General features: G+C 66.9%; 17 protein-coding genes. 12 read left to right on the top strand and 5 right to left on the bottom strand.

The features are described 5' to 3' along the window. Positions 1-256 precede the first annotated feature (256 nt). Together OU994_RS15220 and OU994_RS15215 are read left to right on the top strand one after the other, a co-directional pair. On the top strand, positions 257-1,117 hold the full coding sequence (locus OU994_RS15220; RefSeq protein WP_281611453.1) for a phosphate/phosphite/phosphonate ABC transporter substrate-binding protein: 861 nt from the start codon (positions 257-259) through the stop codon (positions 1,115-1,117). 2 nt (positions 1,118-1,119) lie between these two features. Further along, the gene (locus tag OU994_RS15215) at positions 1,120-3,909 is read left to right on the top strand and encodes a bifunctional diguanylate cyclase/phosphodiesterase (RefSeq protein ID WP_281611452.1); all 2,790 of its coding nucleotides are present in this window, start codon (positions 1,120-1,122) and stop codon (positions 3,907-3,909) included. 181 nt (positions 3,910-4,090) lie between these two features. Here the strand turns inward: OU994_RS15215 and OU994_RS15210 are convergent, their stop codons facing one another. After that, on the bottom strand, positions 4,091-4,780 hold the full coding sequence (locus OU994_RS15210) for an SOS response-associated peptidase (RefSeq protein ID WP_281611451.1): 690 nt from the start codon (positions 4,778-4,780) through the stop codon (positions 4,091-4,093). A 175-nt stretch (positions 4,781-4,955) separates the two neighbouring features. Here OU994_RS15210 and OU994_RS15205 point away from each other — a divergent pair, with 175 nt between their 5' ends. From OU994_RS15205 to OU994_RS15185, 5 genes are all read left to right on the top strand, one after another. Beyond that, positions 4,956-6,230 (top strand): MFS transporter, encoded by a 1,275-nt coding sequence (locus OU994_RS15205; RefSeq protein ID WP_131146162.1) that lies wholly within the window; start codon positions 4,956-4,958, stop codon positions 6,228-6,230. Then, a complete protein-coding gene (locus tag OU994_RS15200; protein ID WP_281611450.1) occupies positions 6,227-7,888 on the top strand; it encodes a glycoside hydrolase family 43 protein in 1,662 nt (553 codons plus the stop codon). Before OU994_RS15205 ends, OU994_RS15200 begins: the two co-directional genes overlap by 4 nt. 135 nt (positions 7,889-8,023) lie before the next feature. Then, a complete protein-coding gene (locus OU994_RS15195) occupies positions 8,024-9,979 on the top strand; it encodes an MHYT domain-containing protein (RefSeq protein WP_281611449.1) in 1,956 nt (651 codons plus the stop codon). Positions 9,980-10,108: 129 nt separating this feature from the next. Next, the gene (locus tag OU994_RS15190; RefSeq protein WP_281611448.1) at positions 10,109-10,609 is read left to right on the top strand and encodes a GNAT family N-acetyltransferase; all 501 of its coding nucleotides are present in this window, start codon (positions 10,109-10,111) and stop codon (positions 10,607-10,609) included. A 111-nt stretch (positions 10,610-10,720) separates the two neighbouring features. After that, the gene (locus OU994_RS15185) at positions 10,721-11,218 is read left to right on the top strand and encodes a GNAT family N-acetyltransferase (RefSeq protein WP_281611447.1); all 498 of its coding nucleotides are present in this window, start codon (positions 10,721-10,723) and stop codon (positions 11,216-11,218) included. Positions 11,219-11,240: 22 nt separating this feature from the next. Here OU994_RS15185 and OU994_RS15180 read toward each other — a convergent pair whose 3' ends face one another. Beyond that, complete coding sequence (locus tag OU994_RS15180) at positions 11,241-12,254, bottom strand: serine hydrolase (protein WP_281611446.1); 1,014 nt, start codon at positions 12,252-12,254, stop codon at positions 11,241-11,243. A gap of 221 nt (positions 12,255-12,475) precedes the next feature. On the opposite strand from OU994_RS15180, the gene OU994_RS15175 reads away from it, so the two are divergent. The 3 genes from OU994_RS15175 to OU994_RS15165 all read left to right on the top strand — a co-directional run bounded on the left by OU994_RS15175 (position 12,476) and on the right by OU994_RS15165 (position 15,133). Continuing rightward, positions 12,476-13,429: an IS1595 family transposase gene (locus OU994_RS15175; RefSeq protein WP_281611445.1), complete on the top strand. Its 954-nt coding sequence runs from the start codon at positions 12,476-12,478 to the stop codon at positions 13,427-13,429. A gap of 175 nt (positions 13,430-13,604) precedes the next feature. After that, on the top strand, positions 13,605-14,558 hold the full coding sequence (locus OU994_RS15170) for an IS1595 family transposase (RefSeq protein ID WP_281611445.1): 954 nt from the start codon (positions 13,605-13,607) through the stop codon (positions 14,556-14,558). Positions 14,559-14,770: 212 nt separating this feature from the next. Further along, complete coding sequence (locus OU994_RS15165; protein ID WP_281611444.1) at positions 14,771-15,133, top strand: hypothetical protein; 363 nt, start codon at positions 14,771-14,773, stop codon at positions 15,131-15,133. A gap of 44 nt (positions 15,134-15,177) precedes the next feature. On the opposite strand, the gene OU994_RS15160 is transcribed toward OU994_RS15165, so the two are convergent. After that, a complete protein-coding gene (locus OU994_RS15160) occupies positions 15,178-17,628 on the bottom strand; it encodes an ABC transporter permease (RefSeq protein ID WP_281611443.1) in 2,451 nt (816 codons plus the stop codon). 68 nt (positions 17,629-17,696) lie between these two features. Here OU994_RS15160 and OU994_RS15155 point away from each other — a divergent pair, with 68 nt between their 5' ends. After that, positions 17,697-17,825 carry a hypothetical protein gene (locus OU994_RS15155; protein ID WP_281611442.1) on the top strand — a complete coding sequence of 43 codons (129 nt, stop codon included), beginning with the start codon at positions 17,697-17,699 and terminating at the stop codon, positions 17,823-17,825. 122 nt (positions 17,826-17,947) lie between these two features. Here the strand turns inward: OU994_RS15155 and OU994_RS15150 are convergent, their stop codons facing one another. Together OU994_RS15150 and fdhD are read right to left on the bottom strand one after the other, a co-directional pair. Beyond that, entirely contained in the window at positions 17,948-18,199 is a 252-nt protein-coding gene (locus OU994_RS15150; RefSeq protein ID WP_131146168.1) for a hypothetical protein, read from the bottom strand. 199 nt (positions 18,200-18,398) lie between these two features. Continuing rightward, entirely contained in the window at positions 18,399-19,247 is an 849-nt protein-coding gene (fdhD, locus tag OU994_RS15145; protein WP_281611441.1) for a formate dehydrogenase accessory sulfurtransferase FdhD, read from the bottom strand. A 425-nt stretch (positions 19,248-19,672) separates the two neighbouring features. Here fdhD and fdnG point away from each other — a divergent pair, with 425 nt between their 5' ends. Beyond that, positions 19,673-22,744 (top strand): formate dehydrogenase-N subunit alpha, encoded by a 3,072-nt coding sequence (gene fdnG / locus OU994_RS15140; RefSeq protein ID WP_281611440.1) that lies wholly within the window; start codon positions 19,673-19,675, stop codon positions 22,742-22,744. The last annotated feature ends 1 nt before the right edge of the window (position 22,745 follow it).

Genomic DNA, 22,745 nt, shown 5'->3' with positions numbered 1-22,745 from the left:
GGCGAAGCAACGCAAATCAACAGGCCGATGACGAAAAAACAGGGGTAATGCAGTAACGATATAAAAGGTTTACACATTCAAAAAAACCAACAGCGTGCTCGCTGCAAAGCCGGAAAGATTGCCGGGTTTTTAACTTATTAATTGTTGGTCATTGCTCAGACGCTATCTTTTTGCGCTAAAATGCCGTCCGCCGCCGGCCGACCGGCCACTGGGCGGTTCTGCTGGCGTCCGTCGACGCCCCCTCCATGGAGCCTGGATGACCCTGATCCGAACCGCCGGCCTGTTTGCCGCCTGCGCAGCTGCCGCAAGCATTGCGCATGCCGCCCAAGCCACCGCCGCCGGAAGCGAGGCGGTCTACCAGTTCTCGCCCGTGAACCAGCACAATGTGCAGATCACGGCCGGCTACTGGAACCCGATCATGGAATACATCTCGCGGACCAGCGGCGTGACGCTGCGCCTGAAGCTCGGGCGTACCTCGGCCGATACCACCAGCTTCGTACTGGCCCAGGAAGTCGACTTCGCCTTCACCAACCATCTGTTCGCATCGGAGCGCGCGAGCATGGGCTGGCGCGTGCTGGCCCGCCGCACCGGCACGCCGGTGCGCTCGCAGATCGTCACGCTGGCCACATCGCCGGTGCGCGACCTGAGGGAACTGGCCGGTGCCGACATTGCGTTCCCGGGCCCCGAGGCGGCAGTGTCCTACCAGTTCAGCTACGCCGAGCTGGTACGGCGCGATATCCCCGTCAACGTGGTCTTCGGTGGCAATATGGATGGCGCATTTGCCCAGCTGGTCAGCGGCAAGGCGCGCGCCGTGGGCGCCAATTCGCAGCTGGCCGAGTCGTTCGTCGCCCGGTCCGGCAAAGCGCTGCGCGTGCTGTGGCAATCGGCACCGTTCAATGACCTGGCGCTGATGGTGTCGCCCCGCGTGCCGGCCGCCACGGCGGACGCGGTGGCGCGCGCCTTCACCGGCATGGCGGACGATCCGCGCGGGCGCCGCGTGCTGGCCGATGCCGCCGCGCTGGTCAGGACGGCGCCGATCGCCTTCGTACCGGCCACCGACGCGGACTACGACAGCTACCGCGATTACCATGGCCGCCTGCCGGCCGGCCTGCGCTGACGATGGCTCCCCTGCGCCACCTGACCCCACGCACACTGTGGGGCCGCATGCTCGCGCTGTACAGCGCCACGCTGCTGTGCTTCATCGTGCTGGGGCTGGGCACCTACTACCGGCTGCAGTTCGTGCGCGAGATCGAAGACGTGCAGGACACCGCCGGCATGCTGGCCGAGGTGGCGTCGCAGGCCGTCGAGGACGGTGTCGTCATCGGCGACTACGACACCGTCCAGCGCACCCTGGCCAAGACGCTGCACTATTCGCCGTTCCGCGCCGCCGCGTTCATCGACGTGAGCGGCCACACGCTGCGCATCGCCGCCCCGCCGCGCGAAGAAGGCGCGCCGCCCGCCTTCATCGTCGCCATGGTGGCCGGCCAGCTGTACGACGTCAACCGGCCGATCAGCGTGGGTGGGCGCGACTACGGCGTGATGCGGCTGACCTTCGACGAAGCCGCCATCGCCGAACGGCTATGGCACATGATCCGCGACGCCGCCCTGCTGGCGGCCTGCTGCGTACTGCTGTCGCTGTTCGCCATGCACCGCCTGCTGCGGCGCTGGCTGCGCCAGCTGACGCGGCTGCAGCGCTCCGAGGAAGACCTGTCGGCCGGCGTCGCCGAAGCGGCCGCCCGCAGCGGCGACGCGCCGCTGGAAATCGAGCAGGCGATGCGCGCGGTGGACCGCATCACGCACAGCATCCGCAGCCGCTTCGACCAGCGCATCGATACGCTGATCGACTCGCTGATCCAGCACAAGAGCGCGCTCGACGAAGCGTGCAGCGTCTGCGAGCTCGATCCGTCCGGCCGCATCGTGGCCGCCAACGACCGCTACGTGACCGCTTCCGGCTACCGCCGCGACGAATTGCTGATGATGCCGATCGACCATATCGGCGAACTGCTGGAACCGCGCCGCCAGGGCCGCCATGGCGCGTCCACCCTAACCTGCGAAGTGCGCCTGCTGGACCGCGCCCGGCGGCCGCGCTGGCACCGGCGCACGGTGGTGCCGATCTTCGACGCCGCGCGCAACGTCGAGAAGTACATCTGCATCGAGATCGACATCACCGATCGCCGGCGCAGCGAACAGCTGGCGCTGGCCCACGCCTGCAAGCATGAGCAGGCCGCCGCGTTCGCCCGCTGCGCGCTGGTGGAATCGGACTACGACACGCTGTGCCGCCTGCTGGTGCGCGCCGCCGCCGTGGGCCTGCAGGCCGAATGCGCGACGCTGGTGCAGCATGCCGACACGGGCTCGCGCTGCGTGGCGGTCTGGCCGCCGCTGCACCCGGCGCGCGCGGCGAGCGGTAACGGCACGGGTCTTGGCGGCGACCGTGCCGATGGCAACGCCGGCAACCGCGCCGAGGTGGCGCTGCGCTGGGGCGATGCGCGCGGCGTGCTGGCCGTGCAGGGCCCCGCCGAGGAAGGCTTCACCGACCATGACCGCTATTTCCTCGACAACCTCGCCGGCACGTTCGCCAACGCCGTGGAACGCCACGACAGCAGCGTGCGGCTGCACTACCTGGCCACGCACGACCCGCTGACATCGCTGCCCAACCGCGCCGCCTTCGGCGAGCGGCTGGCAGCGACCATCGCCGAAGCCGGCGCGGTGCAGCTGCTGGTGATCGACCTGGACCACTTCAAGAACGTCAACGACACGCTGGGCCACGCCGCCGGCGACGCGCTGCTGGTGGAAGCGTCGCACCGGCTGCAGGCGGCGCTGCCGCCGCGCGCGTTCGTGGCGCGCCTGGGCGGCGACGAATTCGCCGTCATCTGCCCGCCCGGCTTCCCGGACGACGCCGCCGACGCGTGTGCCGAAGCGCTGGTGGACAGCCTGCACCGCCCGTTTACGCTGGATGGCCAGCAGGTATTCATCGGCGCCAGCATCGGCGTGGCCTGCGCGCCGCGCGACGGCCGCGCCGCCGACGAGCTGGTGCGCAATGCCGATACCGCGATGTACGCCGCCAAGCAGCACGGCCGCGCGCGCGGCTGCCGCTTCCGCAGCGAGATGAATGCCCGCGTGGCGCGGCGCCTGGCGCTGGAAACGGGCCTGCGGAGCGCGCTCGACGCCAGCGAATTCAAGCTTGCCTACCAGCCCAAGCAGGATGTCGCGTCGGGCCGGCTCACGGGCTTCGAGGCGCTGCTGCGCTGGAACGACGCGGCCGGCCCGGTGCAGCCCGCCGAATTCGTGCCGGTGCTGGAAGACACCGGGCTGATCCTGCCGGTCGGCACCTGGGTGATCCAGTCGGTCTGCGCGCAGGTGCGTGCCTGGCGCGATGCCGGCATGCCGGCGGTGCCGGTGGCGGTCAACCTGTCGGCCCGCCAGTTCCAGCAGGACGACCTGGTGGACGTGATCCTGGCGGCCGCGCGGAACGCCGGCATTTCCCCTTCCGCCCTCGAGTTCGAGCTGACCGAATCCATGCTGATGAGCGACCCGGCCGCCTCGGAAGGCGTGCTGCGGCGGCTGAAGGCGGCCGGCATCGGCCTGTCGATCGACGATTTCGGCACCGGCTATTCCAGCCTGTCGTACCTGAAGCGCTTCCCGCTCGACGCGCTGAAGATCGACCGCGCCTTCGTGCGCGACCTGCCCGCCGACAGCGAAGACCTGGCCATCACGCGCGCCGTGATCGCGCTGGCGCACAGCCTGGGCCTGCGGGTGATCGCCGAGGGTGTCGAGGACGCCGCCCAGCTGGCATCGCTGCGCGCCAACGGCTGCGACGAGATCCAGGGCTACCTGTACGGCGAGCCGCTGCCGGCCAACGAGTGCCTGGCGATCTTCGCCGGAGAGTTGCGGGAGCGGACGGTGGCGTGAGGTGCAGTTGGCATGCCAATAGCGCCGGCAGCTACCCCAAGGGCGAAATGCAGGGGTCAGACCCGCCGGGTCTGACCCCTGATTCTGCACTTGGGTTTGGCTTATTCAAGCAGACCGGGGCCGGCCCCAGCTTCCCGCCGTTGGAGTAACGAGCCGAAGTCCCGGCAAAGCTTCGAAACACTCAGAACAATTCCGGCTGCGGATCAGTGGTGCCGGCCGCCGGCTCCGGCCCGGCCGCCAGCAAGTCATCCTCCGGCAGCACCAGCATGCGGCGCGCGGCCTCGGGATCGCGGCAGCGCAGCCAGGTATCCCACAGCGCGGGCTCCAGCGGCACCAGGGCGCGCTTTTCATCGCCCGGCCGGTGGAAGCGCGACAGCAGCGGGTGCGCGTCGGCGTTGACGGTCAGCTGCGTGAACGAGCAGACGCGCCGCCCGTCCGGTTCCTCCCAGGCGCGCCACAGGCCGGCGACCGCCAGCGGCGCGCCGTCGGCGCGGCCGATCGACCAGCGCTGGTGGCGGCCGCTTTCGTAGTTCGGCTCGAACCAGCGTTCCATCGGCACCAGGCAAAAGCGGCTGCGCGCCCACGCGTCGCGGTAGCTGGCCAGTTCGGCCACGGTTTCGCTGCGGGCATTCATCGTCGAATAGGCGCGGCTGCCCGGCGCCAGGCGGTGCTGCGGCACCATGCCGTAACTGGCGACCAGGCAGCGGCGCCCCTCCGGCGCGGCGACGATGATCGGCGCCGCGTAGTCCTGCCACACTTCGTGCTCCCATTCGCCGCGCGGGTCGAACGGCACTATCTGCGCATTTTTCTCGTCCAGCGCGGCGAAGCGCGCCAGGCTGTCCCGCTTCACCGTCACATAATTCACGCACATGCCGCTCGTCCTTTCTCCTTTCCCGGCCGGTTCATCCCGTTGCACCAGGCCGCGCGCATGGTAGCAGGACTCATGGAAAATGGTGCCATGCATCATCGATAGCGCAACCAGATGGGCGCCCAAAATGACGCCGAGCCATGTTATTGTGGCATTCCTTCGACATGATTGCGCAAACATGCACACTAAAAAAATTAGGGGACTGCGCTGGTGGATGATCGGACTGGTCATGCTCGGCGCCATCATCAACTACCTGACGCGCAGCACGCTGGCCGTGGCCGCGCCCACGCTGCTTACCGAGCTGAACATCACCACCCAGGAGTATTCGTACATCACGGCGGCGTTCCAGGGTGCCATCATGCTGCAGCCGCTGTGCGGCTATGTGCTGGACGTGATCGGCCTGAAATACGGCTATGCGATGTTCGCCACCGCCTGGTCGCTGATCTGCATGGCGCACGGCATGGCCACCAACTGGCAGGCGCTGGCCTTCCTGCGCGGCCTGCTGGGCCTGGCCGAAGGATCGGCCAACCCGGCCGGCATGAAGGCCGTGTCCGAATGGTTCCCGGCGAAGGAGCGCGGCCTCGCGGGCGGCATCTACAACATCGGCGCCTCGTTCGGCTCGATGCTGGCGCCGCCGCTGGTGGTATGGGCGATCCTGCACTACAACTGGCAATCCGCGTTCGTGATCACCGGTGCGCTGGGCCTCGTGTGGGTGGCGGCCTGGCTGCTGCTGTACGACGCGCCGGCGCGCCATCGCCGCATGTCGGCCGCCGAGGCGGAACACATCGCCGCCGGCCAGGAACAGCACTTGCAGGGCGACGGCAAGCGGCCGTCGGTCGGCAGCATCCTCAAGCGGCGCAATTTCTGGGGCATCGCGCTGCCCCGCTTCCTGGCCGATCCGGCCTGGGGCACGCTGGCGTTCTGGGTGCCGCTGTACCTGACCACGGTGCGCGGCTTCGACCTGGCGCAGATCGCCATGTTCGCCTGGCTGCCGTTCCTGGCCGCGGACCTGGGCTGCATGTTCGGGCCGATTGTCGTGCTGTGGCTGCAAAAGCGCGGCGTACGCCTGATCAATGCGCGCCGCGGCGCCTTCACGGTGGGCGCCTGCATGATGATGGGCGTGGCCTTCGTGGGCTACGTGGAAAGCCCGTATGCCGCGATCGCCCTGCTGAGCCTTGCCGGCTTCGCGCACCAGACCCTGTCCGTCACCGTCATCACGATGTCGTCGGACCTGTTCAAGCGCAACGAGGTGGCCACCGTGGCCGGCATGTGCGGCACCTTCGGCAACCTGGGCCTGCTGATCTTTTCCCTGCTGATCGGCGGCCTGATGGCCAGCGTCGGCTATACGCCGTTCTTCGTCAGCCTGGCCGTGCTCGACCTGGTCGCCGCCGCCCTGCTATGGATCCTCGTGCGCGAACCCGCGCCGCAACCCATGAATCCCCTCAAAGCATGATCCAGAACCCGATACTCCCCGGCTTCAACCCCGACCCGTCGATCGTGCGGGTGGGCGACGATTACTATATCGCCACCTCCACCTTCGAATGGTATCCGGGCGTGCAGATCCACCATTCGCGCGACCTGGTCAACTGGCGCCTGCTGAGCCGCCCGCTGACGCGCGCCAGCCAGCTGAACATGCTGGGGGCGCCCGATTCCTGCGGCGTGTGGGCGCCGTGCCTGACGTACGCCGATGGCCTGTTCTGGCTGATCTACACGGACGTCAAGCGCTACGGCCGCACCTCCACCGGCGGCGCCACGGGCAGCGCCTCGCTGCGCGACTTCCACAACTACCTGGTCACCAGCCCGGCCATCGACGGCCCGTGGTCCGATCCCGTGTACCTGAACAGCAGCGGCTTCGACCCTTCCCTGTTCCACGACGCGGACGGCCGCAAGTACCTGCTGAACCAGTTGTGGGACCACCGCCCGGGCGGCAACCGCTTCAACGGCATCGTGGCGCAGGAATATTCGGTGGCCGAAGGCCGCCTGGTCGGCCGCCGCACCAATATCTTCCCGGGCACCGCCCATGGCCTGACCGAGGCACCGCACCTGTACCAGCGCGACGGTTACTACTACCTGCTCACCGCCGAGGGTGGCACCGGCTGGCACCACGGGGTGACGATGGCGCGCTCGCGCGACCTGCTGGGGCCGTATGAACTGCATCCGGACGTGACCATCCTCACCTCGCGCCAGCGGCCCGATGCTGCGCTGCAGCGTGCCGGCCACGCGGACCTGGTCGAGACCCCGGACGGCCAGACCTACATGGTCTACCTGTGCGGCCGCCCGTTGCGCAACCGCGGCACGTGCACGCTGGGCCGCGAGACCGCCATCCAGCCGATGGCGTGGGGCGACGATGGCTGGCTGCGCACGGCCGACGGCAGCGCGATGCCGGCACTGCAAGCGCCCGCGCCGGCGCTGCCGGAGCACCGTTTCGCGCCGGCGCCGGTGCGCGAAGACTTCGATGGCGCCGTCCTGCCAATCGATTTCCAGTGGCTGCGTTCGCCGTGGCCCGACGAGCTGTTTTCCCTGGAGGCCCGGCCGGGCCACCTGCGCCTGCATGGCCGCGAGAGCCTGGGCAGCACGTTCCGCCAGGCGCTGGTGGCGCGGCGCCAGCAGTCGCACTGCTTCAGCGCGGCGACAGTCGTCGACTTCGCGCCGGAGCATTACCAGCAGCAGGCCGGCCTGGTGTGCTACTACAACGCCGCCAAGTTCCACTACCTGTACATCACCCACGACGACACGGTCGGCCGGCACCTGCGCGTGATGAGCAGCCTGCCCAACCATGTGCAGACCGATGCCTTTACCTTGCCCGTGCCGCTGCCGGCAAGCGGGCCGGTGGAGCTGCGCGTGGAGGTGGATGAGGAACGGCTGCTGTTCGGCTGGCGCGCGGCGGACGACGGGCCGGACGCCGCCTGGCAATGGCTGCCGCAGCAGTTCGATGCCAGCATCCTGTCCGACGAAGCCAACGCCCCCGGGCAGCCGAACTTCACCGGCGCCTTCGTCGGCATGGCTTGCCAGGACATGTCCGGCGCGCGCCTGCACGCCGATTTCGACTGGTTCGCGTACCGCGGCCGGGCATACTGCGCCGATGCGAAGGCACTGCCTTCCCCTGCCTGATTTTCCGACGCGGCGCGGCGCGGCAGGAAGCCCCGCCGCGACCGTGGCTGGCGTGCCACCCGGTAATGCGTTTCGTGTCCTCATTGTTTCGCCGACTCCGGTATAGTGACGACAGCCCATCGGCACAACGGAATCATGCTCAGCGGTTACTACCATCCCATCCTCGTCGCCGTCTCCATCACGGTGGCGATCTTCGCGGCTTACACGGGGTTGAGCCTGGCCGACCGCGTGCGCAGTTCGCAAGGCATCGTCGCGGCCGGATGGACGGCCGGCGGCGCGCTGGCGCTCGGCACCGGCATCTGGGCCATGCATTTCATCGGCATGCTGGCCTTCCGGCTGCCGATCCCGCTCGGCTACGACCTGGGCATCACCGGCCTGTCGCTGTTGCTCCCGGTCGTGGTGACCGGGCTGGCGCTGTGGCAGCTGCGCCACCGCGTCGTCTCGGCGCGCCGCCTCGGCCTGGCCGCGCTGCTGATGGGCCTGGGCATCAACGGCATGCACTACACCGGCATGGCCGCCATGCGCATGGCGCCCGGTATCGTCTGGGATCCGCTGGCGTTCGTGGCGTCCGTGGCGCTGGCCATCGGCGCCGCCGCCGGCTCCCTGTGGATCGCCTACCGGCTGCGCCAGCGCACGCCGCGGGCCAGCCTGATCCAGGCCGCCGCCGCCATCGTGATGGGGCTGGCCATCGCCGGCATGCACTACACGGGCATGGCGGCCGCCAGTTTCCCGGCCGGCAGCGTGTGCCTGGCCGCCAGCGAAGGCGTCGATGGCGTGAACCTGGCGGTGCTGGTCGCCATCGGCACGGCCGGCATCCTCACCATCGCGCTGATCGTCGCCGTCTACGATGCCCGCCTGGAGGCGCGCACCCACGTGCTCGCGGCATCGCTGGCCACCGCCGAGGAACGCCGCTCGCAATTCCTGGATGAACACGAGGCGCGCCTGCAGGTGGAGCGGCTGTCGCACCTGAAGGATGAATTCCTCGCCACGCTGTCGCACGAACTGCGCACGCCGCTGAACGCGGTGCTGGGCTGGGCCCAGCTGCTCCAGCAGGGCGGCAAGGACGAAGCCACGCTGCAGCGCGGCCTGGCGGCCATCGAACGCAACGCCCGCGCCCAGGTGCAGATGATCGACGACCTGCTCGACATGAGCGGCATCGTGTCCGGCAAGGTGCAGATGGAACCGGCGCCCATCTGGCCGGCCGAATTCGTGGCCGCCTCGGTGGATGCGATCCGGCCGATGGCGCTGGCGCGCCGCATCGTGGTGACCACCGACATCGACCGCCAGGCCGGCCCCGTACTGGCCGACGCGGCGCGCATGCAGCAGGTGATGGGCAACCTGCTGTCGAACGCCGTCAAGTTCACCGAGCCGGGCGGCCGCATCACCGTCACGCTGGCCGGCGCCGCCGAGCAGCCCGGCCACGCCATGATCCGCGTGGCCGATACGGGCGCCGGCATCGATCCGGTGTTCCTGCCCCACGTGTTCGACCGCTTCCGCCAGGCCGACGCGTCGACCACGCGGCTGCATGGCGGCATCGGGCTGGGCCTGTCGATCGCGCGCCAGCTGGTGGAACTGCAGGGCGGCACGATCCGCGCCGACAGCGCCGGCACCGGCCGCGGCGCGGCATTCACGGTCTCGCTGCCGCTGTCCACCTTCGCGGCACCACGCACGGCCGGGAACGATGCGGCGCCGGCGCAGGCGGTGGACCTGGGCGGCGCGGTGATCGTCGCCGTGGACGACCAGCCCGATTCGCTGGATGTGCTGAAGCGTGCCCTGGTGGCCGCCAACGCGCGCGTCTACACGGCCGGCAGCGGCATCGGCGCGCTGAACCTGGTGGCCAGCGTGCGCCCCGCCCTGCTGATCAGCGACATCAGCATGCCCGGCATGGATGGCTTCGAACTGCTGCGCAAGGTGCGCGCGCTGCCGAATTGCCGCGCGCTGCCGGCCCTGGCGCTGACCGCGATGGCCGGCAGCCGCGAGCGGGAACGGGCGCTGCGGGCCGGCTATACCGACCATCTGCCGAAACCCGTGGGGCCGGCCACGCTGGTGCATGCCGCCGCCGAATTGCTGGGGCAGCGGGAGAAGGCGTAACGGGACCAGGTTCAACGGGGAAGCTCTGACGGGCAGGGTGAATGACGCGGACCTTCCCGGTCGGTGGAGGGTCGACGAGCGACGGCATTTCCGCATAGAACTGTCGTTTGAGCAAACCCCAGTCTCGTCATGTACATCCGCAAGGCACGTCCCACCGATAACTTCGATGCCAGAGCTGTCGTGCGCAAATCCCTGGCGTCATTCGGCCTCGTGGCGGATTTCGAGACGCTGGACGCCGCCATCGGCGTCATCGGCCAGCCCGGCTCGCCGAACGACATCGAACTGGTGGCGGAAATTGCCGGCAAGGTCGCGGGCTGCCTGGTGATCCAGCGCCGCGGCGCCGCTTGCGCCAAGCTGTTCGGCTTCCATGTCGATGCGAGCATGCAGGGGCGCGGCGTCGGGCGCGCCCTGCTCTCCGAGGCCATCGCCGAGGCAGCCAGACGGGACTTCTCCGAGCTGCAACTGGAAACTTGCGGCGGCATGGATGCCGCGATTCATCTGTATGAGTCGTTCGGGTGGAAGCGGGGGGCCGACCCGCTGCCGGGAAGTGGCGGAGATCGCTTTTACTCCCTGGCGCTGATGGATCGGGCACCGGCGGAAATTAGGGAGCGGGCGCTGGCGAAGTGCTGAGCCACGCCTCCTGTCGCCGCCATCACGGCGCGGTCGACGAAGATGACGAAGGCCCGGACGCTGCGCCGGACATCACATGCTTCTTTCCATTACTCTCCTGATATATCCCCGATGATCGAAACCCGACCTGCACGCCTGGAAGAACGCCTGATCGTCGGGAATTTAATGGAGCTCTATCAGCACGACTTCTCCGAGATCGACGGGACCGAGCTGGATGAGCATGGCCGATATGGTTACCACGATCTCGACTGCTTCTGGATCAAGCCGGACTGGGCGGCATATGTCGTTGCTGTCGACGGCAAGTGGGCAGGCTTTGCGCTGACCAATGATGAGGTATATGTACAGGGAAACACACGTGCCATCGTCGAGTTCTTTATCGTCAGAAAATATCGAGGGCGGGGGATAGGCGGGCTGGCCGCGCAGGCCATCATGGACCAGACTCCCGCTCGCTGGGAAATTCGGGTTCTCGAACAGAATGGAGCTGCCCTGCGCTTTTGGGCAAAGCTACTGGATAAGCTCTGGCCGGACCAGCACAATAAGGCCGGGCTTGCCAACGACGACTGGCACGGTCCGGTTTTCTCTGTCGACACCCGTGCAGGACGGCGATAGTCAGTGAATGAGGCTGATGAATCTACTCCCGGCCCAGGGCGGCGGAGATAATACGGCTCATGTCCGGCCCGGCATGCTGGCAATTGGCCAGATGGATGACCGAAGTACGGGTCTCGGGGAATCTGACGATCAAGGTGCGGAAACCCCAAAGGCTCCCGCCGTGATACACGACGTCCTGACCAGACCTTTGCGTCATTTCCAGCCCAAACCGGTAACCAGGCACGGTGCCATCCAGGAACGGAGACGGCTGCAGCATTGCATGCAGGAGACTTGCATTATCGGCCCACTGGCGGTGCCATTCCCGTTCCCATCGCAGCAGCGCGGCGGTGCTGCCATACAGGCCGCCATCGCCAACAGTGTTCGCATTCCCCAGGTACTGCCTGTATCGCGACAGGCGCGCCGGGTCCTGTTCATAGCTGAACACGCGATGCTCAATGACATCAAAACGGTCGTCATCGTAATTCAGCGCCTGAATGCCGAGCGGCTTGAACAGTGCATGTGTCGCGTAGTCCTTGAGGGACTTGCCGCTCAGGCGCTCGACCAGGGCAGCCAGCAAGATATAGTTGCTGTTGCTGTAGCGGTATTCGGTCTGCGCGGGACATTCCACTGTCTCCATGCAGGAAATCAGTTTGAGGATGGTGGCGTTGTTGAAGTAGTCGGCTTCGTGCCGCCCCAGCTGGCACTGCAGGAACTGGAAATAATCGGGAATTCCGCTGCTGTGATTCAACAGGCTTCGCAGCGGAAAAGCCTGCTCGAAATTCCTTAGCTCGGGCAAGTGCGCACCAACGTCGTCATCGAGGCCGATCGTGCCTGCACGCACCAGGGACATGACGCACGCAGCCGTGAATTGCTTCGATTCCGATGCCAGGTAATACGCCGAGTCGCGCGACAATGGCACTTTCAGCTCCAGCGAAGCCAGGCCGTGATGGCGTTCGAATACCGTTTCCCCGTCGCGGAGGACCGCGGCGCTGAAGCCCGGTCCCTCTGGCGGCAGGAGCGCCTCCAATTCCCGGTAATAGTTTCTGAGTGCTTGCACGGCTATGTGGTTTCCTTGTTCGAAGACAGCCGGGATTGTACCCGCCGGCGCGGCCATGATTTCGAGAAAAACATCGCGGGCAATCGTCTGACCTCGCCGACTGCACGTCCGTGAACTTGCCGGCGAATGTGAAGGCGCTGTGAGCGGTAACTATGGGAACTTCCTGCCGGAATGATGATCTTACCTCCTGTTGAGCTACTTCATATATATCAGGAGGCAACATGGGTGCAGCGGATGTTCAGGTATTGATCGAAGCGTTAATCCAGCAACAGCTTTCAGAAGATCAGGTCGCTTTGCTGCGGGGCTTTCTGGCCAACGTCGAGCAACCAGGGCAGTGTCTTCGCCTGATCGAGGAAGCCGCGGGAAAGCCACCGTGTCCGCATTGCGGATGCCAGCGGTCTCACCGTTGCGGACAGGCCAGTGGCTTGCAGCGCTATCGCTGCGTGCCCTGCCGGCGCAGCTTCAACGCCTTGACCGGCACACCGCTTGCCCGTCTGCGCCTGCGCGACAAGTGGCTGCACTACCTGCAATGCCTGATCGAGTCGATCCCGGTGCGTCCGGCGGCCAAGCGCGTGGCGGTGGCCAAGTCGACCAGCTTTCGATGGCGTCACCGTTTCATCGCCGCTGTGCTCCGCGCGCCCCGTCCTCAGTTGTCCGGCATCGTCGAGGCCGATGAAACTTATATATTGGAATCACGGAAGGGCTCGCGACACCTGGACCGCCCACCCCGAAAGCGCGGCGGCAAGGCCCGCCGGCGCGGCATCAGCGGCGAGCTGGACTGCATCCTTGTTGCCCGCGATCGCAACCGGCAAACGTGTGACTTCGTCACCGGCCGCGGTCCGGTCAGCGCCAGCCAGCTGATAAAGCACCTGAAGCCTGTGCTGGCGCCCGATGTGCTGCTCGTGACCGACGCTGCCAAGGCATACCAGGCATTTGCGAAGCAGGTCGGCATCACGCACGAAGCGATCAATGTGCGTGCCGGCATCCGGGCCCGCGGCGCACTGCATATCCAGGGTGTCAACGGATGGCACAGCTGCTTCAAGACATGGCTGCGGCGATTCAATGGCGTTGCCAGCCGCTACCTGGCCAATTACACCGGCTGGCTACGTGTCCTAGATGCCGCCGAGCTGACGGCACCGCGGCAATGGTTGCACATTGCCGTGGCGTCAGACTAGCTGATCAGCTCTTCTGCCGCGCTCGGCATGCGAAGAAGTTTCGTGCTCAACGGCAAAGCTACTCAACGCGAACAGCGCCAATGTGAAGGCGCTGTGAGCGGTAATTATGGGAACATCCTGCCGGAATGATGATCTTACCTCCTGTTGAGCTACTTCATATATATCAGGAGGCAACATGGGTGCAGCGGATGTTCAGGTATTGATCGAAGCGTTAATCCAGCAACAGCTTTCAGAAGATCAGGTCGCTTTGCTGCGGGGCTTTCTGGCCAACGTCGAGCAACCAGGGCAGTGTCTTCGCCTGATCGAGGAAGCCGCGGGAAAGCCACCGTGTCCGCATTGCGGATGCCAGCGGTCTCACCGTTGCGGACAGGCCAGTGGCTTGCAGCGCTATCGCTGCGTGCCCTGCCGGCGCAGCTTCAACGCCTTGACCGGCACACCGCTTGCCCGTCTGCGCCTGCGCGACAAGTGGCTGCACTACCTGCAATGCCTGATCGAGTCGATCCCGGTGCGTCCGGCGGCCAAGCGCGTGGCGGTGGCCAAGTCGACCAGCTTTCGATGGCGTCACCGTTTCATCGCCGCTGTGCTCCGCGCGCCCCGTCCTCAGTTGTCCGGCATCGTCGAGGCCGATGAAACTTATATATTGGAATCACGGAAGGGCTCGCGACACCTGGACCGCCCACCCCGAAAGCGCGGCGGCAAGGCCCGCCGGCGCGGCATCAGCGGCGAGCTGGACTGCATCCTTGTTGCCCGCGATCGCAACCGGCAAACGTGTGACTTCGTCACCGGCCGCGGTCCGGTCAGCGCCAGCCAGCTGATAAAGCACCTGAAGCCTGTGCTGGCGCCCGATGTGCTGCTCGTGACCGACGCTGCCAAGGCATACCAGGCATTTGCGAAGCAGGTCGGCATCACGCACGAAGCGATCAATGTGCGTGCCGGCATCCGGGCCCGCGGCGCACTGCATATCCAGGGTGTCAACGGATGGCACAGCTGCTTCAAGACATGGCTGCGGCGATTCAATGGCGTTGCCAGCCGCTACCTGGCCAATTACACCGGCTGGCTACGTGTCCTAGATGCCGCCGAGCTGACGGCACCGCGGCAATGGTTGCACATTGCCGTGGCGTCAGACTAGCTGATCAGCTCTTCTGTCGCGCTCGGCATGCGAAGAAGTTTCGTGCTCAACGGCAAAGCTACTCAACGCGAACAGCGCCAATGTGAAAGGTCCGCAAAGGGGCACATGCTGTCGTACACTGGGCGGCAACAATCGCCCGGAAGCACACCGGTCCGCGGAACAAAAAGGAGATCCTCTTGCAGTCAACACGAAACATACCCCTGGCCATGGCAATGCTGGCGACCATGGAGATGGCTGTCGCCGGGCAGCCGCCGGCACTCGTGGTCCTGGTCCAGTATGTGGTGAGCGGCAGTCCTGCTGGACGCGTCGAGGAAACGCTGACAAGTCCGCTCGAACGCACGCTGGTCACGCTGCCCCGGGCCGTCAACATGGTATCCGTGACAAGTGACAGCGCCGGGGGTGTCACTGTGGATCTTGAAATGCAATTCGACGGCGGCGCGACGAGCCAGGACCTGGCCGCAGTCCTGGGCCGGATGGCGCAGCTGGAAATAGGCAAGGACGTCGGGCCAACCGCAATTTCCGTCCATCTTGGACCGACGCGCATCGACAGCAATACTGGCCTGCCGTTGCGCTAGGTAATCGCTTCCTGGCGGATAAATCGGGCGGCTGCAGCGCTCGACTATCCCCTTAGCGCCTGCGCGGGCGCCACCCGCATCGCCAGCCACGCATGCCGCGCCGCGGCGGCCAGCGCCACCAGCGCGGTGGCCGCCAGCGCGCACGGCAAGGCCCACTGCCCGGCCGGCGCCCGCTCGACATAACCGGCCAGGTAGCGCTCGATGACCAGCGCCGCCACCGGCAACCCGGCGAAGGCGCCCAGCAGGGCCAGCGTGCCCGTTTCGCGCAGCACCAGCAGGCCGACCGCGCCGCCGGTGGCGCCATGCAGCTTGCGCAGCACGATTTCCTTGGCCCGGCGCTGCACCGTGTGGGCCGACAGCGTATAGCACCCGGCGGCGGCCAGCGCCAGCGCCACGCCGGCGGCGATGGCCAGCAGCCGCGCCAGGCGCGCGTCGTCCGCATAGTTGAGGGCGAGGATATCGCCGGCGCGGTGGATGCGCGGCAGCGCGTCCGGGAAGGCGCGGGGCCACAGGCGGCGCGCCATCGCATCCACTTCCGCCGGCGGCAGCGACGAACGCACGGTCAGCGTGGCGCCGGCGGTGGACAGTTCGAAGGCGATGGGCCGCGGCTGTTCGCGCAATGACTGGAAGCGCAAGGGCGGCGCGATGCCGATCACGCGGCGCGGCGCCGTCTTGCCGTCCCAGTCGCGGAACAACACCGTCTGGCCCAGCGCCTGGGCCGGTTCGCGGAAGCCCAGCAGGCGTGCCGCTTCGGCATTGAGTACCAGTGGCGCCGGATCGTCGTCGCGGTCCAGGCGCGGATCGAACAGCCGGCCGGCCGCCGCGCGGATGCCGTACAGCGTGAAGAAGTTGTTGCCGACCCAGCGCACGTCGAGCGCGGCGCCCTGCCCGCCCGGCCGCTGGAACGTGCGGCCGATGGTGTCCTCGCTGCGGCCCACCGCGTCGAGCGACACGGCCACCCCATCGATGCCGGGCTGCGCCGCCAGCGCCGCCATCAGGCCGCGCGCCTTCTCCGAAAAGCGCACCTGCTCCGGCACGTCGACCAGCGTCAGCGGACCCGGATCGAAACCGGGCGCCGCCTGCGCCGCAAAGCGCGTCTGCCACGCGATCGCCAGCGCCACGCCGGCCACGCCCATCGCCACCGCCAGTTGCAGCACGGTGAGCACGCGCCGCGTGCGCGCCGCGCCGGACGATTCGGTATCCGGCTTGCCCGACAAAACGCGGTCGGGCCGCACGCGCACGGCCAGCCAGGCGGGATAGACGGCGGCCGCGCAACCGAGCACGATGCCGGTCGCCAGCATGGCCGCCACGTGGCCCGCGGACAGCATGCCGGGCAGTTCGCGCCCGGCCAGCGCCGCGAAGGCGGGCTGCGCCAGCCACGCCAGCAGCAGGCCCAGCACGGTGGCGGCCAGCGTCACCGTCACGGCTTCGGCCGCGCATTGCGCCGCGATGTCGCGGGCCCGTGCACCGAGCACCTTGCGCACGGCCAGTTCGCGCTGCCGGCGCAGTACCCGCACGGCGGCGAGGTTGACGTAATTGGCACCGGCCAGCGCCAGGATCAGCAGGGCCACCGCGCCCAGGCCGGCCACCAGCGCCGGGTTGGCACGCTTGCCGGCGCTCCACAGGAAGTTGCTGCCCAGTTCATGGTCGAAATACGCGTCGCGCAGGGAGGCCAGCGCCAGTTCCAGCGGCTTGCGGCCGGCCAGCCGGGCCAGCACGTCCGGCGCGTGCCGCTGCATGCCGGGCAGGTGGTCCACGGCGGCCTGCAACGCGGCGGCGACCGACTCCGGCGATGTGCCGGGGCGCAGCCGCAGCAGCACCTTGCCGGGCCAGCCCTGCCGCCCCGTCAGCATCTCTTCGCGGATCGCCGGCTCGACGATGGCGCTGGCGACACCGGTCAGCGCATCGAACGGCAGCGTGGTCGGGCCTTCCTGGGGTTCCAGCACGGCCGCCACCCGCAGCACCTGCCCTTCCGCGCGGAGCATGCGGCCGACGGCATCGGCCGTGTCGAACAGGCGCAGGGCGGCGGCGCGGGTCAGCACGATGCCGTCCGGCCGCGCCAGCGCCGCTTCCACGTCGCCATTCACGGCGCGCAAGCCCATCATGCCGGCAAAGCCCGGCAGGACGGTCAGGCCCTGCAGGGGCACCAGCCGGCCGCCAGCGCGCGCGGCCAGCCCTTTCATCTCGGGACGCAGCGGCACCAGCACCGCGGCGCCCGCCACGCCGGGCAGCGCCGCCGCGGTGCGCGCCAGCGCCATCGGCGCCTGGTCGAACCACGGGGCCTGCGGCGCGGTATTGTCACGCTGCTTGACGATGTACAAGCCATCGGGCAAGTGGGCGTTGACGCTCCAGGCGTGGCGCACGAAGCCGCTCAGCAGTGCGAACACGGCGAGGCCGAGCGCGAGGCCACCCACCGCGACCAGGCTTTGCCACGGGTTGGCCGCCAGGGTGCGCCACCCCGTGCGCAAGAATTGTCCAGCCAGGCGCGCGCTCATCGGCCGCACCGCATGCAGGTTGCCATCATTGTCTCCATCCCTTCACTGTACCAATGAAATGATGAGCCTTGTGCAACTTGCGTGCCATGGCGGGCGCGGCGCGCACCCGCGTGCCGGAGCGCGCCCGGCGGCCGGAACCGGTCACCCTGCTGTCCGGTTCCGGACAGGGCACCCGGCAAATGGTGGACAGTGGCTGACTGACAGTGAACCGGGACCGCGACCGCGGGACGTCTTGCCGCATATCGATGCCGCATATCGATGCCGGATAGCCGCGGCCGATCGCGTGCCGCCGGCTGCCGGCTGCCCCGCCACTGGCTGCCTACTGCGTCTCGCGGCGCTGCAGCGCGCGCGCCACCTCGACGAGGATGGAGCGTGTCAGCGGTTCGTTGTGGTATTCGAGACGCGTGGCTTCGGCCAGCAAGCGCGCCGCGGAACGGGTGTTCAAGTCCGGCGCGACGGCTTTCAATACCGCGCCGACCACCCCGCAGGCATCGAGCACGTCATCGATCTCGACTTTCTCGAGACCTAGCGTGTAGTGCGGCGCAGGGCCGCTGGTGTGGTGTTTTTCCATGATGGGATTCCTCGCCACCATTTAACCAAGAGTCGCTGCGCCGCCGCGTCAGCGTACATCCCACATGCTTGTCAGCCTGCGCCCCTTGCGTGCGGGCACGGCAGGAAGCCGCCGCCAGGCGTTTCGCGGTGCGGGAGCGACCGGGTGCGTCGATCCGACCGCTTGCCGGGCCGGTCGTGCAAGCGGGTTGAGCCGGCGGTCAGGGTGCCAGCCGTTCCCGGCCGGCGTAGCACGTGAAGCGGTCGCCGCGGGCGAATGCCAGCAGCACCAGCCCTGCCCCGGCAGCCATCCGTACCGCCGCGGCCGTCGGGGCGGAGACGCCGACGATGCCGGCCGCACTGGCCATCGCGGCCTTCTGCACCATCTCCACGCTGACCCGGCTGGTGACGACGACGAAGCCGCCTTTCGTGCGCAGCGCAGGATCGCGGGCCAGCGCGCCCACCACCTTGTCGAGCGCGTTGTGGCGGCCCACGTCTTCGCGGACCACTGCGAGCCGGCCTTCGGGATCGGACCAGGCCGCCGCATGCGTCGCGCCCGTGAGCCGGTTCAGGGCCTGCCGCTCCGGCAAGGCCGCCAGCGCGGCACGCACGGCACCGCCGGCCAGCATCGCCGCGCCCGCCGGTTGCGGCAAGGTGCGGTACACCTGGTCCAGGCTGTCCACGCCGCACAGGCCGCAGCCGGTGCGCCCCGCCAGCGAACGGCGCCGCTCCTTGAGCGCGACGAATGCCCGGCTGGCGATGTCCAGCTGCACGGCCACGCCGGCCGGACCGGCTTCGATGTCGATGCCGTAGCACTCGCCGGGGTGGTCGATCAGCGCTTCCGTCAGCGAAAAGCCGAGCGCGAAATCTTCCAGGTCGGCCGGGGTCGCCATCATCACCGCATGGGAGATGCCGTTGTAGACGAGCGCGACGGGCACTTCGTCGGCCAGCATGTCCTCGGCCTCCTCCGCCGTGCCGTCGCGCACGCGCAGCACGGTGCGCCGCTCTGTCGGGGGAGGCGGTTCCTGCCCGAAGGCGGTGGGACACGTGGGGGCGGAATGGTCGACCATGGTTGTGGCGCTGTCGTGGAACGAGGCACACATGATGCCATAAGCCCGCGCCGCCGGCGGAGAGCGGTGGCCGGCGGTGCATCACCGCCAGAAACATTTCCCGGCACCGGGGTCAGACCCCGGTTTCAGGAAATACATTGTGCAGCTGGAGATGAACCAGAAGTAAATCGGACAGGAATGGCACGCGAATGAAGGTAAGCGGCTTGCACCAATCCTTGAATGAGAATGCTTCTTATTTTATATAAATCTCTTTGTTTTTTGACTAATTTAAAGCTTATTCGTCAAGTATTTGGCATTGCCTTGATAAGTAATAACACGTAGTTCTTCGTTTCATGGCTTGTCCCGTTGAGTTTCACTGCGAAAATACCCGCTTCGCAGTGATAACATCATTTCGCGAAGCAAATAAACTCCTTACAGAGGATTCCATGAACCAGATGTCAAGGCGCCAGTTCCTGAAGGTTACTGGCGCAACCATCGCGGGTTCGAGTATCGCGGCGCTCGGCTTCATGCCGGCTACGGCCATGGCCGAAGTCCGGCAGTACAAGCTGGCGCGCACGACCGAAACCCGCAATACCTGCCCGTATTGTTCCGTGGGCTGCGGCCTGCTGATGTACGGCCTGGGCGATGGCTCGAAGAACGCCGCCGCCAGCATCATCCACATCGAAGGCGACGCCGACCACCCGGTCAACCGCGGCACCCTGTGCCCGAAAGGCGCCAGCCTGATCGACTTCATCCACTCGCCGAACCGCCTGAAGGAGCCGGAATACCGGGCGCCGGGCGGCACCGAATGGCAGAAGATCTCGTGGAACGACGCGCTCGACCGCATCGCCAAGCTGATGAAGGAAGACCGCGACGCGAACTTCATCGAGAAGAACGCGGACGGCGTGACCGTCAACCGCTGGCTGACCACCGGCTTCCTGGCCGCCTCGGCCGCCAGCAACGAAGTCGGCTACCTCACCCACAAGACTGTGCGCAGTCTCGGGATGCTCGCATTCGATAACCAGGCGCGTGTTTGACACGGTCCGACGGTGGCAGGTCTTGCCCCGACGTTTGGCCGTGGTGCGATGACGAATCACTGGGTCGACATTAAAAATGCCGACGTGATTCTGGTTATGGGCGGTAATGCCGCCGAAGCGCATCCTTGTGGTTTTAAATGGGTTACCGAAGCCAAGGCACATAACAAGGCCAAGCTGGTGGTGGTGGACCCGAGGTTTACCCGTACCGCGTCCGTGGCGGACTACTATGTTGCCACGCGTACCGGCACGGACATCGTGTTCCTGGGCGCGATCGCCAATTACCTGATCACGAACGACAAGATCCAGCACGAATATGTCCGCAACTACACGGACATGTCCTTCATCGTGCGCGAAGACTTCGCGTTCGAGGATGGCATCTATTCCGGTTACGACGCCACCGCCGGCAAGTATTCGGACAAGTCGAGCTGGAACTACGAGATCGGCGAGGACGGCTACGCCAAGGTCGACCCGACCATGCAGCACCCGCGCTGCGTGTACCAGCTGATGAAGAAGCACTACGCCCGCTATACGCCCGAGATGGTGCAGAAGGTGTGCGGCGTGTCGCCCGAACAGTTCCACAAGGTTGCCGAGACGCTCGCGTCCACGGCCGTGCCCGGCCGCGCCGGCACGATCCTGTACGCACTGGGCTGGACGCACCACTCCACCGGCGCGCAGACCATCCGCATGGGCGCAATGGTCCAGCTGTTGCTGGGCAATATCGGTATCGCCGGGGGCGGCATGAACGCGCTGCGCGGCCACTCGAACATCCAGGGCTTGACCGACCTGGGCCTGATGTCGAACCTGCTGCCGGGCTACATGACGCTGCCGTTCGACAAGGAACAGGATTTCAACGCCTATATCGATGCGCGGGCACCGAAGCCGCTGCGGCCGAACCAGCTGAGCTACTGGAGCAACTACAAGAAGTTCCACGTCAGCTTCATGAAGACCTGGTGGGGCGATGCCGCCACCGAGGAAAACAACTGGGCCTTCGACTACCTGCCGAAGCTGGACAAGCCGTACGACCTGCTGCAGACGATCGAGCTGATGCACCAGGGCAAGATGACCGGCTACTTCTGCCAGGGCTTCAACGTGCTGGCGTCCGCGCCGAACAAGCAGAAGGTCACCGAGGCGCTCGCCAAGCTGAAGTACCTCGTCATCATGGATCCGCTGGCCATCGAGACGGGCGAATTCTGGAAGCCGCATGGCGAATTCCACGACGTCGACCCGACCAGGATCCAGACGGAAGTGTTCCGCCTGCCGACGGCGATCTTCGCCGAGGAACGCGGTTCGCTGGTCAGTTCGTCGCGGGTGCTGCAGTGGCACTGGCAAGGCGCCGAACCGCCGGGCCAGGCCAAGGGCGACATCGAGATCATGTCCGGCCTGTTCCTGCGCCTGCGCAAGATGTACCAGACCGAGGGCGGCAAGTTCCCCGACCCGATCCTGAACCTGACCTGGCCGTACGCGCAGCCCGCCCATCCGACGCCGGAAGAACTGGCGATGGAATTCAACGGCAAGGCGCTCAAGGAGATCACCGATCCGAAGGACCCGACCAGGGTCCTGCTGAAGAAAGGCGAGCAGCTGGCGTCCTTCTCGCAGCTGAAGGATGACGGTTCCACGGCTTCGGGCTGCTGGATCTTCGCCGGCAGCTGGACGGCCGCGGGCAACCAGATGGGCCGCCGCGACAATTCCGACCCGACCGGCATCGGCAATACGCTGGGCTGGGCGTGGGCATGGCCGGCCAACCGCCGCGTGCTCTACAACCGCGCCTCGTGCGACACGCAGGGCAAGCCGTTCGACCCGACCCGGAAACTGGTGGGCTGGAACGGCGCCACGTGGAGCGGTGCCGACGTGCCGGACTTCAAGCTGGACGAAGACCCGGCCAACGGCATGAACCCGTTCATCATGAATGCCGAAGGCGTGGCGCGTTTCTTCGCCCGCGGCCAGATGAACGAAGGTCCGTTCCCCGAGCACTACGAGCCGTTCGAGAACCCGCTGGGCTACAACCCGATGCACCCGAAGAACCCGAAGGCGACGTCGAACCCCGGCGCGCGCGTGTTCCCGGGCGACCGTGCGCAGATGGGCACCCACAAGGAGTTCCCGCACGTGGCGACGACCTATCGCCTGACGGAGCACTTCCACTTCTGGACCAAGCACGCCCGCCTCAACGCGATCGCGCAGCCGGAACAGTTCGTGGAAATCGGCGAAGCGCTGGCGAAGGAAATCGGCGTGGTGGCGGGCCAGAAGGTGAAGGTGTCGTCGAAACGCGGCGTGATCACGGCGAAAGCGGTCGTCACCAAGCGGATCAAGGCACTGACCATCGACGGCAAGGTCACGCACACGGTCGGCATCCCGCTGCACTTCGGCTTCAAGGGATTGACGAAGCCGGGCTATCTCACCAACACGCTGACTCCCGTCGTGGGCGATGGCAATTCGCAGACACCGGAATTCAAGTCGTTCCTGGTGAAGGTCGAGAAAGCTTAAG

The sequence above is a fragment of the Pseudoduganella sp. SL102 genome (genome assembly GCF_027856995.1).
Classification (GTDB): Bacteria; Pseudomonadota; Gammaproteobacteria; order Burkholderiales; family Burkholderiaceae_D; genus Rugamonas; species Rugamonas albidiflava.
The sequence above is the reverse complement of the archived record's forward strand: the minus strand, read 5'-3'. Positions and strand labels throughout refer to the sequence as shown.